The organism is Endomicrobiales bacterium, from assembly GCA_023228045.1.
Lineage (GTDB): Bacteria > Elusimicrobiota > Endomicrobiia > Endomicrobiales > JALOBY01 > JALOBY01.
This window is the reverse complement of record JALOBY010000028.1, coordinates 1-17,562: the sequence shown is the minus strand read 5'-3', so window position 1 is coordinate 17,562 and position 17,562 is coordinate 1. Positions and strand designations below refer to the sequence as shown.

Sequence of the window (17,562 nt, the reverse complement as noted above, 5' to 3'; positions counted from 1 at the left end):
ATGTGTACACTTCAACAGGGTTTGAATTAGTAAGCGGGCTAACACCTGCAACTACTGCTGGGATAGAAACTGGTCTTTTACCAAACACGCTTTATACCCGTGTGATAAAGCAATACAACGCAACTGGTGAAAGTGCTGGAACAACAATGTCAACATACACTCTTGCAAACCAACCAGCTGTGCTTGCCACCCTTGGAGTAACAAGTGACACAATCAGGGTAAGCTGGTATGAAAACACCAACCCCGATGGAACGCAATACAAACTTTATTATTCAACAGATCAGGCAAGCTTTACACAGAGTGTAAATACAACCTTAACCACGGCAACAATAACTGGATTAGTGCCTTACACAACTTATTATATGCAAGTTACGGCGCTTAATGTGCCGGGTGTTGAATCATCGCCTTCAAATCAGATAAGAGCAAGAACAAACCGGGCTGCGCCTTCTGTGCCAGGCTCGTTTAATGGAACAGTGCAATCAAGCACAACAATACAGTGGAGCTGGTCGCTTGCAAATAGCGCAACTTATTATGTTGTAATAAATGCAACGAGCGGTGCAGTAATACAACTTATTGATGATGAATTTGCAACAACATGGCTTGAGCAAAACCTAACACCCAATATGCAATATACAAGAAGTGTAAAAGCAGGCAATATAAGCGGCCAGTCGGCTGCATCAACTGCGGCTATTGTTTGCACTTATGCAGTTGTGCCTTCATCGGTAAGTGTTAACGCCGTTAATGTAAGTTCAATTACGCTTGGCTGGGCGAATACTGGGGCAAATTCGTATCGCCTTGAAAGAGACAGTGTATTTGTTGCAAGTGTTACCGGCACGAGTTATAGTGATATCAGTTTAAATGCCGACACATACTATGCCTATAGAGTTGGTGCAATAAACAATGCACTTGTTATTTCACCGAGATATAGCAGTGTTGCAAATGTGCTTACATTGCCATTAGCTCCGAGCGGTGTAATTGGAAGTGCAATTTCAACAGGCACAATTCGTTGGCAGTGGAATAGAGGTTCAACCAATATAAGTGGTTACAATGTGTACACTTCAACAGGGTTTGAATTAGTAAGCGGGCTAACACCTGCAACTACTGCTGGGATAGAAACTGGTCTTTTACCAAACACGCTTTATACCCGTGTGATAAAGCAATACAACGCAACTGGGCTAAGCAGTGCGACAACAATGCAAAAATACACTTACGCAAACCCGCCTGCAATTATAAATATAACAAGCGGTTCTGTAACTTCAACAAGCATTGCGTTAAACTGGCTTGCCAGCGGTGCTAATGCATATCGCATTGAAAGAGACAGTGTATTTATTGCAAGTGTAAGCGTTACCAATTATAGTGATAGTGGATTAAGCGGTGATACAGTGTACTCTTACAGGGTTGCCGCATTAAATGGCGATAATGTATTTGAAAGCGGCGTTTACAGCGCAAGCGTTTCAACTCAAACAAAGCCTGGTGCGTTAAGTGGCGCAAACGGCATAGCAAATTCCACAACATCAATTACATGGAAGTGGGATACTGGTTCAACCTATGCAAGCGGTTACAATGTGTACACTTCAACGGGAGGTGCATTGATAATCGGCTTAAGCTACACAACTACTGGCTGGGTAGAAACTGGGCTTAGCGTAAACACACAATATACAAGAGTGGTAAAACAATATAATGCAACAGGTGAAAGTGCTGGAGCAACAATGTCCCGTTACACTCTTGCAAACGCGCCAGCTGGTTTGAGCATAAGTTCCGCAACGGAGCACTCATTAACACTAAGCTGGAGCGCTAATAATGGTTTGACATCTCCAACATTTAGAATTGATCGTTCGCAAGACAACACGAACTGGGCAACAATAGTTAATATATCTGTCGGGCACACGGGCACAAATTATGTAGATTCAGGCCTTGCCTTGGCAACAACTTATTACTACGCTGTTTTTGCCGCAAATGGTGATAGTATACTTGCCGCAGGCAGCACAACGGCGACGGGTTTTACTGGTCAGTTGCAAAATGGCATAAACATAATAATAACCACCGCGACATACACACAGCAACAAAGCTCTGGTGATGTAACGGTAATTATACCGCCTGGAGCAATGAGTACAACCGGTTACATACTAATAAACGGCGATGCCGGTACAAACCCAATAGAAGTTACGCTTTCGGAACTATTAAGCGCAAATGACGCTCTATCAGGTGGTGCAAGAATTGTTCCGGGTGCGACAGTTGAGCTGCACTATTATGATCTTAACGGCACAACCGTAACAGGGAACTTCGCGCAAAAAGTTCAGTTAGTGCTTACATACCCAGACGCAAATAATGATGACTTGGTTGATGGTGTTAACCCGCCAATGCGTGCTGAAGATTTAAGGATATATCGTTTAAATACAACAACATTATTGTGGGAAATTGTGCCGGGTGCTCAAGTGCTTGATAAAACTGCAAAGACAATCTCGGTATTCATTGAACACTTCTCAATATACGCTATGGTTGGAATAAACTCCGCGCAGTCAACTCTTGGCGGCGTAAAAGTTTATCCAAACCCATACAAACCAGGTAGTGCATCTATGTTTAATGATACCACACTTGGTTCGGGAGTTGTTTTTGACAATCTTACCGCAAAAGCAAAAATAAGAATTTATAATATTGCGGGTGAGCTTGTGGCTGAGCTTTCTGAAGATAATGGCGATGGCAGATACATTTGGCCGGCAACAAACAATAACGGCAACGCTGTTGCATCGGGTGTTTACATTTACATAATTACAAATCCCGATGATTCTTCTCAGAAAGTGAAAGGGAAAGTAGTTGTTATAAAATAGAGAAAATACAGTAAAAAATATTCAAAAAAATCAGGGTGGGAGATTGTTATGAAAAAATTATTTCTAGCGCTAATGACGGTAAGTTTTGTTGTGGCGCAGAGTTTTGGGGCGTTTAGTTCAGCAAGTGTAGGCACAACCGGAGCGCAATTTTTAAAAATTGGCGTAGGGGCAAGAGCGGTTGCTATGGGTGAGGCGCAAGCCGCAATTGCCAACGATGTCAATGCGTTATATTGGAACCCTGCTGGGTTAAACTATATGCAAGGCAGAGAAGGTTCTTTAATGCACTGTTCATGGTTTGATGATATAGCATATGACAACATCAGCTACGGTCAAAAATCCGAAAAATTAGATGGTTTTATTGCAGGTGGAGTAAGCTACCTATCAATGAGCCCAATGACTAAGTATGACAATCTGGGCAATAAATTAAATGAAACATTCTCAGCTTATGATGCGTTATTAACAATAGGATATGCAAGAAAAATATATGACATACCATTTGGAGCAAGCATAAAGTGCATATCCAGCCAGCTTGAAAACGAAAAATCAACAGCATTTGCATTTGACTTAGGTGTTAGATACGATGAATTGATGGAAAGCAAACTAAGTTTAGGTGCCGCGGTACAAAACATAGGAACAAAAGTAAAGTTTATAAATCAAGAAGACCCGCTGCCATTTAATGTAAAGCTTGGAGCGGGGTACAAAATACCAATCAAAGGCAATCCGGTGTTAGTAGCGCTTGACCTAAACTTCCCAATAGACAACGACCCGTATGTTGGCCTTGGCGGTGAGTATGTTTATTCATTCAGCGGTGATTTTAGATTAGTGCCTCGCCTTGGTTACAAAAGCGGCGCAAAAGGCCTTGAAGGTTTAAGCGGCATAACTGGCGGCATAGGTTTTGGCTACAAACAATACAGCATTGATTACGCAATGGCACCTTATGGCGACCTTGGCCAAACCAATCGTATTTCAATAAATGTAGCTTTTGACGCGCCTAAAAAATAAGACGGTAATAGGTTCTTTATTTCTTAATGCATTACAAAAAAGAGTGCAGTAGTTATTGTCCTTGCGCAAATAATTTATACAAGAGTTGTGGTAATCTATGTCTGAAAATTTAAGTTCAAAAACTTCTAACGAAAACCAAAAAGTTGGCTTTAAAGACGAAGGTCTTCCAAAGCATTACAACGATACAAAGCTTGTAATCTTGCCGCGGGACCCCAACTTCCTTTATGCTTACTGGGAAGTATCCGCTTGCACAATCGGTGAGCTATCAACAAAACTTCGCAAACAAAATTTTGCGCAGAGCAGCTGGGTTTTACGCGTTTACGATGTTACCGACATAAACTTTGATGGGAGTAACGCAAATAAGTACTTTGATATTTATATTGGAAGTGAAAGTGATAATTGGTACATAAATGTTTTGGAAGTTAACAGGGTTTGGTGTGTTGACCTTGGTTTAATAACTCCCGATGGCAATTTTGTTTTTATAGCTCGTTCAAATGTTATTTCAACGCCTCGCAAAGGTGTGTCTATAATAACAGATGAACACTGGGGATCGCTTAGCAGAGAGTTTGAAAAAATATTTGAACTTTCGGGTATCCAAAACATTGGTAAAACATCTATAGAAGTGTCAAAGCTGTTGCGTGAGAGGTGGGAAGAAATGCTTGGTTTTAACATTCCATCGTCTTATGCTCCAAGCTCATTATCTTCGCGTAGGAAGGAATTATTAAGTGGAAAAGGAAAAAGTTTTTGGCTAAAAGCCGATACTGAAATAACAGTGTACGGTGTCACAGAGCCCGACGCGTCTTTATCGTTTAACAGAGAAAAACTTGCCTTAAAACCTGATGGGTCGTTCTCTTTAAGGTTTTTCCTGCCTGATGGTTCGCAAGAATATGCCATTGAGGCGTTATCAAATGACGGCACTATGAAAAAGCGCATAATATTTAGCGTAACCAAAAAAACTGAATAATTTCCCAGCACTTATAGAAATAATATCTGTTTAATCAAAAGTGGTACAGCAACTGAAATTGTGTCATATAGATGAGCGAAGCGAATCAGCCCCCGCCTTTGGCGAGGTCTAGACGACTCAGGCTGACGTGGCTAGGCCTCACCAAAAGTGGGGAGAGATCTTAAAACAAAGAATAAAAAATGAATCCAAAAGGCTATTTTTTACTGCAACTGCACGCGCACCTTCCATTTGTGCGCCACCCCGAATACCCCGACTTCCTTGAAGAAGACTGGTTTTTTGAAGCCGTAATAGAAACCTACATCCCGCTGCTTTTAATGATGGAGCGCTTTTTAGACGAAGGCGTAGATTTTGGCATTTCAATGAGCGTAACTCCGCCGCTTGCCGCAATGCTTAGCGATCCGCTTTTACAAAGCCGCTGCTACTTTCGTATATGTTCACTTTTGGAACTTGCCAATAAAGAAATTCATCGCACAAAAAACCTTCCGCAATTTGCCGCTGTTGCAAAAATGTATGCTGATGATTTGCAAAACGCAAAAAACTACTGGGAAAAATATCACGGCAATTTGATAGAAGGTTTTAAAAAAATACAAGATACCGGCAAGCTTGAAATAATTACCTGTGGCGCCACTCACGGTTTTTTACCATTAAAAATAAATAAAACATCTCTGCGGGCTCAAGTGAGGGTTGCCGCAAGTGAACACGAACGGCTTTTTGGAAGGCGGCCAAAAGGCATATGGTTGCCGGAGTGTGCATATGCAGATAATGTTGATGCGGATCTGAAAAAAGAGGGGATAAATTTTTTCTTCCTTGAAGCACACGGAATATTGTACTCAACTCCAAGGCCAAAATATGGCGTTTTTGCGCCTGTATATACGCCATCTGGTGTCGCCGCATTTGGCAGAGATATGGAAACCGCCCAGCAGGTTTGGAGTGCCGAGACCGGATACCCGGGAGATCCTGATTACCGCGAGTTTTACCGTGACTTAGGATATGACCTTGATTATGATTACATTCGCCCTTACCTTCACTCCGACGGTGTGCGCCGCAACATAGGGTTGAAGTATTATAGAATAACTGGCAAAGTTCCTCTTAGCGCAAAAGAAGCTTATAACCCAGATTGGGCAATGCAAAAAGCCGCATCGCATGCAGGGAACTTTATGTTTAACCGCCAAAAACAAATTGAACACCTCTCAGCCGTAATGGATAGGCCGCCGGTGGTTGTTTCAATGTATGATGCTGAACTTTTCGGGCATTGGTGGTTTGAAGGGCCAAAGTTTATAGAGTATCTATTCCGCAAAATTCATTACGACCAGAACATATTTAAAACAATAACGCCAAGTAAGTACCTTGAGATGTTTCCAAAAAATCAGGTTTGTTCACCGGCTGCTTCGTCGTGGGGAGATAAGGGCTATTACGAGGTTTGGCTAAATGGAACAAACGATTGGATATATCGCCATCTGCACAAAGCCGCGGATAGAATGGTAGAGCTTGCCAGGCAGAACCAAGCACCTTGCGAGCTTCGTACCCGCGCCTTAAACCAGGCGGCAAGAGAGCTGTTACTTGCCGAGTCATCCGACTGGGCTTTTATAATGACCACAGGCACTATGGTTGAATACGCCGAAAAACGCACCAAAGACCACTTGGTAAACTTTACAAAGCTTTATGATGCGTTAAAAAACAATAACATTGACAATCCGTTTTTAACCTACCTTGAGCAAAAAAATAACATATTCCCCACAATTGACTTTCGCGTATATAGAGATTAAAACCGCAATAAAATTTGCTTATTAAACACTTAGACATCCTATAAGATTCAGTATGTCTTGAAAATAATAGGTTGTTGTTTTAAAGTTCCGAAAGATCTTTAACTAAAGATACTTTTACATCACCCTCACCTGCCCTTTGGGCTTCCTCTCCCCTCGAGGGAGAGGATTGAGGAGAGGGGGGGACATTAGAATATATCAGAATGCAATTTTAGAAACAAAAGATATAATGAATATTATACCAGGAAATTAATATGAACACGGTAAATACGGTGGTGTTTTCAGATGTGCATTTAGGATCACCCATGAGCAGGGCTTTTGATTTGCTGCAAACACTCAAAGAATACCACTTTAAAAAGCTTATAATTTTAGGTGATATGTTTGAAGATATGAATTTTATGTATCTCACCAGCACACATTGGGAGCTGCTTGAGCATATTGGCAAAGTGTCTCGCAGGGGTGTTGAGGTTGTTTGGGTTGAGGGCAATCATGACGGAAAATTCTGTGATTTTATATCATTGCTGCTGGGTATTGGTGTGCACAAAGAGTATATCTGGCAGGTTGGCAACCGCCGTTTTATAGGTTTGCATGGCCATCAATTTGACAGTTTCCTGACAAACAATAAAATCATTGGGCCGATGCTTGCAAAACTATATGCGGTATTTCAGCGCCGTGTATCTTCCCATCTTTTTGATTATCTTATGAATAAGTTTTCAGACCGTTGGCTGCGGCTTAGCGAACAAATTTCAAAAAAGGCAATAGAGCATGCCGAGCTAAAAAAGTGCGATGTAATTGTTTGCGGGCACACCCATGTTGTTTATAATGTTAAGCACAATAATGTAGAGTACTTCAATATTGGTTGCTGGAACAATAAACCATCATATCTGTTAATAATTGAAGAAAGCGGCAAAGCATACTATAAAGTTGTGGCATAGTGTTTGTTCTGGGTTTTTTTAGAGTTGTTAAGTACTTAAACTTTACAAAAAAATATGTATTTTGATATAATTAAACGGAAGTTTTAGATTAGTTTAGCCCGCCGGCTTATAAAACCCATTGTCAAAAAGATAGTGGTTGCAAAATTCCCACACAAAAAAGTGGGGGAATTTTTTTGTTGAGCAGGGAATGTGGCAAAAAAGGAGAAAGAATAGATGAAAGGTTTTAAGAAATTTTTTGCAGTTTTTGGTGTTTTGGCACTTAGTGCCAGTGCTGTTTTTGCCAGTGAAGCCGATCTGATTTTGCCAGACCTTAGCTCAGTTTTTTTTAGAGGTATTGACGGTAAAACATTGCTCACTTGGGGTATTACCATTTGCGCTTTTGGCCTTTTGTTTGGTTTTGTGCAGTATTTGCGTATTAAAAGTATGCAGGTGCACAAGTCAATGAAAGAGGTCTCTGAACTTATATATGAAACCTGCAAAACTTATTTATTAACCCAGGGCAAATTTATAATAATTCTTGAAGTTATGCTTGCAGCCATAATGGTTGTTTATTTTGGCTGGCTTAGGCATTTTGAAGCTTTCAAAGTTATTATGATAATATTTTGCAGTGTAATAGGTATTATGGGCAGCTACTCTGTGGCTTGGTTTGGCATGCGTATCAACACACTTGCCAACTCTCGCACGGCATTTGCCAGCTTAAACGGTAAACCGTTTTCTATTTATCAGATTCCAATTAGAGCCGGCATAAGCATTGGTATGTTGCTGATAAGCATTGAGTTGCTTGTTATGCTTTCAATTCTACTTTTCATAGATCCTTCATACGCAGGACCTTGTTTTATCGGTTTTGCAATTGGTGAGTCGCTTGGAGCATCTGTGCTGCGTATCGCAGGCGGCATATTTACAAAAATAGCCGATATTGGCTCTGACCTTATGAAAATTGTTTTTGGAATAAAAGAAGATGATGCCAGAAACCCGGGTGTTATAGCCGACTGTACAGGTGACAATGCAGGTGACTCTGTCGGCCCGACAGCGGATGGTTTTGAAACATACGGTGTTACTGGTGTTGCTCTTATTTCATTTATAATACTTGCGGTAAAAGACCCGATTTTGCAGGTTCAACTGCTTGTTTGGATTTTTGTAATGCGCCTTGCTATGCTTCTTGCAAGTGCTGCCTCTTATGGCCTGAACTCCGTTATTGCAAAAGCAATTTACGGCAAATCATCAAAAATGAACTTTGAAGCGCCATTAACCTCACTCATCTGGATAACCTCGCTTGTTTCTATAGCCGTAACTTATGGGGTATCTTATTTGCTTATAAGTAATATTGGAGATGGCTCAATTTGGTGGAAACTTTCAACCATTATCTCATGCGGTACAATTGCAGGGGCTATAATACCTGAAATTGTAAAGATATTTACCTCAACAGAGAGTGCGTTTGTAAAAAATATTGTCAACTCTTCGCGCCACGGCGGGGCCTCGTTAAACATACTTGCCGGCCTTACTTCTGGTAACTTCAGTGCTTATTGGATGGGTATAGCAATAATGTCCCTTATGGGCATAGCATATGGCATTAGCTCTTTGGGTTTGGGCGCGCTTATGCTTGCGGCTCCGGTGTTTGCTTTTGGACTTGTTGCTTTTGGGTTCCTTGGTATGGGCCCTGTAACCATAGCGGTTGACTCCTATGGCCCGGTAACCGACAATGCCCAATCAATATATGAACTTTCACTTATAGAAACATTGCCAAACATAAAAGAAGAAATTAAAAAAGATTTTGGTTTTGAACCCGACTTCGCAATTGGAAAACACAACCTGGAAACAAACGATGGCGCTGGCAATACATTTAAAGCCACGGCAAAGCCGGTTTTAATAGGTACTGCTGTTGTGGGCGCAACCACAATGATATTTTCAATCATCGTTATGCTTACAGGCGGGCTAACAACAGGTCTTGAAAAGCTTTCAATACTTCATCCGCCTTTCTTGCTGGGGCTTATTGCTGGCGGTGCGGTAATTTACTGGTTTACCGGCGCATCAATGCACGCGGTTACAAGCGGTGCTTATAAAGCTGTTGAATTTATTAAAGCCAACATAAAGCTTGAAGGTGTTGTTAGGGCCTCAACAGAAGACAGCAAAAAAGTTGTTGAAATTTGCACAATTTATGCTCAAAAAGGTATGTTGAATTTGTTTATGGTTGTGTTTTTTAGCACACTCGCTTTTGCCTGCCTTGAGCCGTACTTCTTTATCGGATACCTTATATCTATCGCGCTTTTTGGTTTATTCCAGGCTATATTTATGGCAAATGCCGGCGGCGCATGGGATAACGCAAAGAAAATTGTTGAAACAGAACTTAAAGAAAAAAATACCGAACTGCATGCCGCAACCGTTGTTGGCGACACAGTCGGCGACCCATTTAAAGACACTTCTTCAGTTGCAATGAACCCTATTATTAAATTCACAACGCTTTTTGGCTTGCTTGCCCTTGAGTTGGCAATTGGTTTAGAAAGGCACTTAAGCATTGGTCTTGCCGCGGTTTTCTTCGTTATATCTGTGGTGTTTGTTGTGCGTTCATTTACCAGTATGCTTGTAAAAAATAAATAAGAGCGTTGCGCTTAACAATAAAACAACACGCAAAGTTAAGGGAGCAAAATGTTTACGGTTCTCTCACTCATTGGCATTCCGCTTGTAGCGGCATTGATGCTGCTTATAATAAGGCACGATAAACTTCGCTCCGGCATCATTTATGTTGCCTCGGCGATTATTGCGGCTATGTCCGTTGTTCTTTTGTTTCAGTACTTTAAGTTAGATATTGCCTATTTTAATATTGATGCTCATATAATAGACAAGGTATTCTTTTTTGCTGAGATAGCAATAGGATTGTTAATAGTTTTCCTTGGTATTAAGTACAAGAAGTTCGGCGTAGTTGCACTTTCCGTTGTGCAAATGGCTATTATGTTTTTGTTTGAAATAAAATATGGCCACTCGTTAGCGCCTGAGCACAACTTGTTTGTTGACCGCCTGTCTATAATAATGGCGTTGATAATAGGCATAATTGGTAGCTTAATATGTGTTTACGCGGTTGGCTATATGCGTGAGTTTCACTTAACCCATCACCCAGAAATGAAAGATAAAAGAGGCCTTTTTTTCTTTATAGTATTTTTGTTTCTTTCCGCGATGTTTGGTCTTGTTTTTGCAAACAATCTGCTTTGGCTTTTCTTCTTTTGGGAAATTACTACGCTAAGTTCCTTCATTTTAATCGGTTATAAAGGCAGTAAAGAATCTATCAACAACTCTTTTCGTGCTTTGCTAATGAACTTGCTTGGCGGCGTTGCTTTTGCCGCTGCAATTTTTTACTTGTTTAAAACTCAAGGCATAATAGAGTTAGATAAACTTACATGGATTGGCAGCACAACGCCAATGCTTGTTAGCATACCTGTTATATTAATTGCATTTGCCGGTATAACAAAAGCGGCGCAGATGCCGTTTTCTTCTTGGTTGTTGGGTGCGATGGTTGCTCCAACACCGGTTTCCGCGTTATTACACTCAAGCACCATGGTTAAAGCCGGTGTTTATATTTTGTTAAAGCTTTCAGTTGTTCTTACAGGTACAACAACAGGGTACTGTATTGCGATAATTGGCGGCGTAACATTTTTAATAACATCTTTTATCGCGGTATCTCAGTCCGATGCAAAAAAAGTGCTTGCCTATTCAACGATTGCAAACCTTGGTTTAATTGTGCTCTGCGCCGGCATTGGCACAACCGAAGCGGTTTGGGCGGGCATATTGCTTCTTATATTTCATGCAATTTCAAAATGTTTATTGTTCTTATGTGTTGGTGTAGTTGAGCATAAAGTGGGCAGCAGAAACATAGAAAGTATGGACAGTTTAGTAGCTAAAATGCCGCATCTTGCGGTTATAATGCTTATAGGTATGGCAGGTATGTTCCTTGCCCCATTTGGAATGCTTATAAGCAAGTGGGCTGTGCTTGTGGCAATAGTTCATGTAAACCCTGTGCTTGCGGGGTTAATAGCTTTCGGCAGTGCTGCAACACTTTTCTACTGGGTTAAATGGATGGGAAAAATACTTTTTGTAATGGGCGATAATGCAAATTTTGAAAACACTGTAAGCAAATCCAAGTGGTTTTCGCTTTATGCGCTTGCGGGTTTAACAATTGCGGTTTGTGCTTTCTTCCCGTTAGTTTCATCTGTGCTAATACAGCCGTACATATTCTCTGTTTTTGGCGAAGCATTCTCAATGTCAGAGGGAAACTTAATAATAATGTCTCTTATGATGGGGCTTGTGCTTTTATTCCCGTTAACTTTCATTAACTACTCCAAAAAAGTTAAGTTGGTGCCAGCTTACCTTGCGGGCGCTAATTTAAAAAAAGATGATGAGTTTGTAGGTGCCATGAATGTCACAAAAAAATTAGAATTAAGAAATTACTATTTAGAAGAGTTCTTTGGTGAACATCGGCTCTTTGGAATGGGTGTTGCTATAACGCTTGTTGTGCTAATAGTAATGTTTTCATCGGTGATACTATGAAATCTTTCCTTTACGCTTTAGGTTTTTTTCTTCTTGCTCCAATTGTCGGTGGTTTGCTTGCCGGCATAGACAGAAGAATAACCGCCCGGATGCAAAGCCGTTTTGGCCCGCCATTGCTTCAGCCATTTTATGATGTGTTTAAACTTTTTGAAAAAGAAACTATTTTGGTGCGCCGTTCTCAAAATTTTTATGTATGGTTTTTTCTTTTATTTATAGTGTTTACCGGTTGCCTTTTCTTTGCCGGCGGCGATATATTGCTTGTGATTTTCGGCTTTACGCTTGCGGAAGTATTTCTTGTTCTTGGCGCGTTTAAGGCAAGCTCTGCTTACGGTGCGATTGGTGCTGAACGAGAACTTATACAAATGATGGCAGTAGAGCCAATGGTTATTTTAATGGCTGTTGGTTTTTATTTGGCCACCGGCAGTTTTTCGGTTTACAGCATTGCCGCAAACCCGGATATGCTTATAAAAACGCTACCCGGAATTTTCTTTGGTTTAGTTTATGTTTTAACCATAAAACTTAGAAAATCGCCTTTTGACCTTTCAACCTCGCACCATGCCCATCAAGAAATTGTAAAAGGTTTAACTATAGAGTTCTCAGGGCCCGGACTTGGCCTTATAGAAATAGCGCATTGGTACGAAAAAATTCTTATGCTTGGTTTTGTATATCTATTTTTTGCCACAAATCCGCTATGGGCAATTTTAGCTGTGGCGGTAACTTACTTTTTTGAAATGATAATTGACAATGTTTTTGCAAGATATAAATGGCAAAAAATGCTTAAAATGTCATGGGTTGTAACAGCTGTTTTTGGCCTTGGCAACATAATATTCCTTTATGTTTTAAGCCGTTAACTTGATAATTTCGCCCAGTTTTCAGGTCGGAGATTTATTTTGGAGAAATTTTAAATGGCATTTTTAAAAAAATCACCGTGGATTGTACATTACGATGCGTCAAGCTGCAATGGCTGCGACATTGAAGTGCTTGCATGTCTTACCCCAATGTACGATATAGAGCGCTTTGGAATAATAAATACAGGCAATCCAAAACACGCCGACATATTCCTTGTAACAGGTTCGGTAAACGAACAAAATAAATCGGTAATAAAAAATATTTACAATCAAATGCCGGAGCCGAAAGTTGTGGTGGCAGTTGGTATATGTGCCTGCTCGGGCGGAGTATTTGCCGAGTGTTACAATGTTTCTGGCGGTGTAGATAAATTAATACCGGTAGATGTTTATGTGCAGGGTTGTGCGGCACGGCCTGAGGCAATAATTGACGGTGTAGTAAAAGGCCTTGGGGTGCTTGAAGAAAAGAAAGCAAAAATGAAAGCAGAGAAAAAGGCGGCGAAAAAATAATGGAAAAACAAACAATCCTCTTAATTCCTGTTTCACAACTTATGGGCAAAGTGGCAAGCGCGTTTAGCGAAGGGTATCGTTTGGTTCAAATTGGCTGCACCCGCATGGCGGACAAAGTTGAAGTTAACTACACCTTTGATAAAGATTACCAATTTGTAAATTATAAAATAGAGTTACCGCTTGAAAACGCTGAGCTTGAAAGTATTACACCAATTTACTGGGGCGCGTTTACTTACGAAAATGAAATGCACGACTTATTCGGAATAAATGTAAAAAACATAAATATTGATTTTAAGGGCGGTTTTTACACCACTTCGGTAAAAACCCCTTTTGCGCAAGCAAAACCAAGCGGAGAAAATAATGGGAAATAGAACAATTATACCTTTCGGCCCGCAGCACCCGGCACTTCCCGAGCCAATACACCTTGACCTTGTTATTGAAGATGAGAAAGTAATTGAAGCAATACCAACAATCGGTTTTATACATCGCGGCCTTGAAAAACTTGTAGAAAAACGAGATTTTGTTGATTTCGTTTATGTTGCAGAACGCATCTGCGGCATTTGCAGTTTTATACATGGGCAAACCTACTGCCAAGGTGTAGAAGAGCTTTTAAAGCTTGAAGTTCCACCCAGAGCGCGCTTTTTAAGAACTATTTGGGGCGAGCTGTCAAGAATACACAGCCACTTGCTCTGGTTTGGTTTAACAGCTGATTCTTTCGGTTTTGAAAGTATGTTTATGCACTCATGGCGCATAAGGGAAAAAGTGCTTGACATAATTGAAGAAACCACCGGCGGCAGAGTTATATTTGGTTCTTCAAAAGTTGGCGGCGTGCGCAAAGATATAGATTCAGACACACAAAGCCGCATTTTGGCCGAACTTGTAAAAATAGAAAAAGAAATTAAAGATATAACAAAAGTGTTTATGTCTGACTCTTCCGTTAAACACAGAATGGTTGGCGTGGGTGTGCTTTCAAAAGCAGATGCTCAAACATTAGGGGCGGTTGGGCCAACGCTTCGCGGCAGCGGCATTGCTCAAGATATGCGCAAACTAAAATACGCGGCGTTTGACGAAATAAATGTTGAGCCGATAATCGCGCAAGCCGGCGATTGCTATGCCAGAACAGAAGTTCGCGTAAAAGAACTTTTTCAATCGCTTGATATTATACGGCAGGCGTTTAGCAAAATACCGCAAGGCACAATAGATACAAAAGTTGTTGGTGTCCCAAATGGCGAGGTATATGCCAGAACAGAACAGCCGAGAGGTGAAGTGGTGTATTATCTAAAAGGCAACGGCACACGCTTTTTAGATAGAATGCGTGTAAGAACCCCTACATTTGCGAATGTTGGGCCGTTAGTAAAAATGCTTGCGGGCGCTCAGCTGGCCGATGTACCTGTAATTGTGTTAACAATAGATCCATGTATTAGCTGTACCGAAAGATAGTTTGGTCCACCTCTTGTCATCCCGATGAGTGAAGCAAAGAGGGATCTTAAATCAACAAAAAGATCTCTCTCCCGCCATCGGCGGGATTCGGGATGGCAAACTGTGTGAAACGGGAATGTGTGTACTTCTCTTAGTTGTCATTGCGAATCCATTTTGGATGAAGCAATCTCACTTCTTGTCAACTGACTGTCATCAACTGCCAGATTGCCGCGGGCTAAAGCCCTCGCAATGACAGGGTTTTAGTTTCAGACGATATTTAACCAGACAGTAGTAAAGTAGTTTGGAAATAATTTTCTTACAGTAAAGAGGTAAAAATGTTTGCATTTGGATTTGTAAAAACAATTTTAATAAGTTTATTTAAAAAGCCGGCTACGCTGATGTATCCGTTTAAGCAAAGAACCGTTTATAAAAATACTCGTGGTTCAATAGTAATAGATCTTCCAAATTGCATACATTGCGGTATATGCGTAAAAAGGTGCCCCACCAATGCGATAGTTGTTGACCGTCCTACAAAGAAATGGGAAATAACTCGCACTAAATGTGTAGTATGCCTTAATTGCGTTGAAGTGTGTCCTAAAAAATGCCTTTCCAATAACAATTCTTACTCACCAAGCGTAACCCAAAAAGTTTCGGAGTTGCACCAAAGTGCATGAGTATGGCGTTACACGCCAAATCATTGCAATTTGTGAAAGCGCGGCAAAAAAACACAACGTTTCAAAAATAAAAAAAGTTACACTTCTTGTTGGTGAAAAATCCGGTTTTATAGGTGACTCAATAGCGCTTTATTTTGAAGTGCTATCAACTGGCACATTATCACAGGGCGCAGAGTTGGTGATTGAAACTGTAAAGCCAATGCTGCGGTGCTCAAAGTGCAAAAAACTCTTTGTAAGAAAACCCTATGTTTTTGAGTGCCCATTTTGTAATGGCGATGGTGAACCATCCGAAATAGGCAGAGAGTTCTTAGTAAAAAACATAGAAGTGGTTTTGCAAGATGGTAGCACAGATAAAAAAGATCTTTAACAATTTAGTCAAAGCTTACCGTCATTGGGCGTAGCTGATGAGTTTCTTTTACATTAGAGACCATTGAAATTGGTGGGTTTAATTCTCCCACTTTGGCTAGACCTCGCCAAAGGCGGGAAACCCGAAGGGGTGAAGCAATCTTAAGTCATTGGGATAAAAATTTTAGTCATTGCGAGGGCTTTAGCCCGCGGCAATCCAGCGTCATTGCGCGAGCGAAGCGTGGCAATCTAGTAGTTGATGAGTTGTGAGATTGCTTCGTCGCTACCGCTTCTCGCAATGACAGATTCGCCTTCCCGGATGACTTCAGTCCAAAAGGGATAGACCTTGCTAAAGGCGGGCTTGTCCGCTTTGGGCGGGTCAGCCAAAGTGGGAAAGTGTAGTTAGTAAGGAAAGAGAAAAGTAAAAATGAAAAGTGAAATAATTAAACCCGAACTTTGTAATGGATTTGAGAACAGAGACAAAAGAGATGGAGGCAGTTTTGACATAGGGGGGAGCACCAAAGCGCTCCCCCACTGGGATAGCTGTAGAGGGGGGTGCCACAAAACTGCAGCGAATGGTAATTCCATTAGCAAAGGTTTTGCGGATAAAAATGTCCCATATCTTTTGACGAATTCCGAATCCCATTGCGAAATTCGGGTTAAACAAATAAATTTAGAAGAAGAAATATTTCGTAAAAACGAAGAGCTCGCCTCAAAGCTAAGGGTTGAATTTAGCAAAAAAGGTATATTTGTAGTTAACATTCTTGGCTCGCCGGGTTGTGGAAAAACCACATTTTTAAAAGCATTAGCTGCAGAGCTTGGCAAAGAACGCGTATATGTAATAGAGGGTGATTTAGAGTCAGACATAGACACTCAGGCGCTTATAAATTTTGGTGTGAGGGCATATCAGATAAACACGCTTGGCGGTTGCCATTTAGATGCCCCAATGATAGAAAAAGCAATGCAAAAGATAAGTTTGAAAAAGGGCGACATATTATTTATAGAAAATGTTGGCAACCTGGTTTGCCCGGCCGAGTTTGAAATAGGCGAACACATAAAAGTTGTTTTAAGCTCAGTGCCAGAAGGTAGCGATAAACCCTATAAATACCCGATTGTTTTTGAAAAGGCATCAGCGGTAGTGCTTACAAAAACAGATATTTTAGAACACTTTGATTTTGATAAGGCCTTCTTTGAAAATGGAGTAAAAAAATTAAATAAACTTGCCAGCATATTTGAAACATCTGCAAAAAATTCTGGGGGAATTTCTGAATTTTCAAATTGGTTGTTAGGTAAGGTTAAAGAGATTTTGTAATAAAATTAACAATGCCTTGCCTTGTAATTTAACCACAAAACGGTTAAATTGCATACACTTTGTTCACATGTAATTTTTTGTTTTCCGCGGCGATGCTAAAAACATAGTTATAAATGGGTGTCCCGTGGTAAAACGGGAGCATGTTTTCTGAAAAACAATATTGTCGTCATTGCGGCGAAAGCCGCAATCCAGTTCAACATTAATTTTGTTTTATAGATACCGGCTTGCGCCGGCATGGCGGCTAATTTGGGCAGCTATGATATTCAAATAAAAATAGCCGAGTGAAAATTTTCACTCGGCTATTTTTATTTTGTAGAAAGTATTATTTGATTATTGCAAGTTTGCCTTTTGTGCGTTGCGATGGGTTATCGGAATTTGTAATTATGTAAAGGTAAACACCGCTTGCCAGGTTTTCGCCTGAATCATTTC

General features: G+C 40.7%; 14 protein-coding genes. All 14 read left to right on the top strand.

Translation table 11 applies throughout. The features are described 5' to 3' along the window. On the top strand, positions 1 to 2,828 hold a 2,828-nt coding region (locus tag M0Q46_06130; protein ID MCK9583168.1), incomplete at its 5' end, for a fibronectin type III domain-containing protein. A gap of 48 nt (positions 2,829 to 2,876) precedes the next feature. Then, on the top strand, positions 2,877 to 3,830 hold the full coding sequence (locus M0Q46_06125; protein MCK9583167.1) for a PorV/PorQ family protein: 954 nt from the start codon (positions 2,877 to 2,879) through the stop codon (positions 3,828 to 3,830). 97 nt (positions 3,831 to 3,927) lie between these two features. Then, positions 3,928 to 4,794, top strand: a complete 867-nt coding sequence (locus tag M0Q46_06120; protein ID MCK9583166.1) for a DUF4912 domain-containing protein — start codon at positions 3,928 to 3,930, stop codon at positions 4,792 to 4,794. Positions 4,795 to 4,973: 179 nt separating this feature from the next. Continuing rightward, the gene (locus tag M0Q46_06115; protein MCK9583165.1) at positions 4,974 to 6,560 is read left to right on the top strand and encodes a DUF1957 domain-containing protein; all 1,587 of its coding nucleotides are present in this window, start codon (positions 4,974 to 4,976) and stop codon (positions 6,558 to 6,560) included. A gap of 251 nt (positions 6,561 to 6,811) precedes the next feature. Further along, the gene (locus M0Q46_06110) at positions 6,812 to 7,492 is read left to right on the top strand and encodes a UDP-2,3-diacylglucosamine diphosphatase (GenBank protein ID MCK9583164.1); all 681 of its coding nucleotides are present in this window, start codon (positions 6,812 to 6,814) and stop codon (positions 7,490 to 7,492) included. A gap of 213 nt (positions 7,493 to 7,705) precedes the next feature. After that, positions 7,706 to 10,087: a sodium-translocating pyrophosphatase gene (locus tag M0Q46_06105; GenBank protein ID MCK9583163.1), complete on the top strand. Its 2,382-nt coding sequence runs from the start codon at positions 7,706 to 7,708 to the stop codon at positions 10,085 to 10,087. Between the two features lie 48 nt (positions 10,088 to 10,135). Next, a complete protein-coding gene (locus tag M0Q46_06100; protein MCK9583162.1) occupies positions 10,136 to 12,028 on the top strand; it encodes a hypothetical protein in 1,893 nt (630 codons plus the stop codon). Then, on the top strand, positions 12,025 to 12,879 hold the full coding sequence (locus M0Q46_06095) for an NADH-quinone oxidoreductase subunit H (protein ID MCK9583161.1): 855 nt from the start codon (positions 12,025 to 12,027) through the stop codon (positions 12,877 to 12,879). The genes M0Q46_06100 and M0Q46_06095 overlap by 4 nt, the downstream gene beginning before the upstream one ends. Before the next feature lie 54 nt (positions 12,880 to 12,933). After that, positions 12,934 to 13,383: an NADH-quinone oxidoreductase subunit B family protein gene (locus M0Q46_06090; protein MCK9583160.1), complete on the top strand. Its 450-nt coding sequence runs from the start codon at positions 12,934 to 12,936 to the stop codon at positions 13,381 to 13,383. Further along, a complete protein-coding gene (locus tag M0Q46_06085) occupies positions 13,383 to 13,754 on the top strand; it encodes an NADH-quinone oxidoreductase subunit C (GenBank protein MCK9583159.1) in 372 nt (123 codons plus the stop codon). The genes M0Q46_06090 and M0Q46_06085 overlap by 1 nt, the downstream gene beginning before the upstream one ends. Further along, on the top strand, positions 13,744 to 14,823 hold the full coding sequence (locus M0Q46_06080) for a nickel-dependent hydrogenase large subunit (protein MCK9583158.1): 1,080 nt from the start codon (positions 13,744 to 13,746) through the stop codon (positions 14,821 to 14,823). The genes M0Q46_06085 and M0Q46_06080 overlap by 11 nt, the downstream gene beginning before the upstream one ends. Before the next feature lie 314 nt (positions 14,824 to 15,137). Then, on the top strand, positions 15,138 to 15,476 hold the full coding sequence (locus M0Q46_06075; protein MCK9583157.1) for a 4Fe-4S dicluster domain-containing protein: 339 nt from the start codon (positions 15,138 to 15,140) through the stop codon (positions 15,474 to 15,476). Beyond that, positions 15,469 to 15,843: a hydrogenase maturation nickel metallochaperone HypA gene (gene hypA / locus M0Q46_06070; GenBank protein MCK9583156.1), complete on the top strand. Its 375-nt coding sequence runs from the start codon at positions 15,469 to 15,471 to the stop codon at positions 15,841 to 15,843. The genes M0Q46_06075 and hypA overlap by 8 nt, the downstream gene beginning before the upstream one ends. 405 nt (positions 15,844 to 16,248) lie before the next feature. Beyond that, the gene (hypB, locus tag M0Q46_06065; GenBank protein ID MCK9583155.1) at positions 16,249 to 17,133 is read left to right on the top strand and encodes a hydrogenase nickel incorporation protein HypB; all 885 of its coding nucleotides are present in this window, start codon (positions 16,249 to 16,251) and stop codon (positions 17,131 to 17,133) included. Positions 17,134 to 17,562 lie beyond the last annotated feature (429 nt).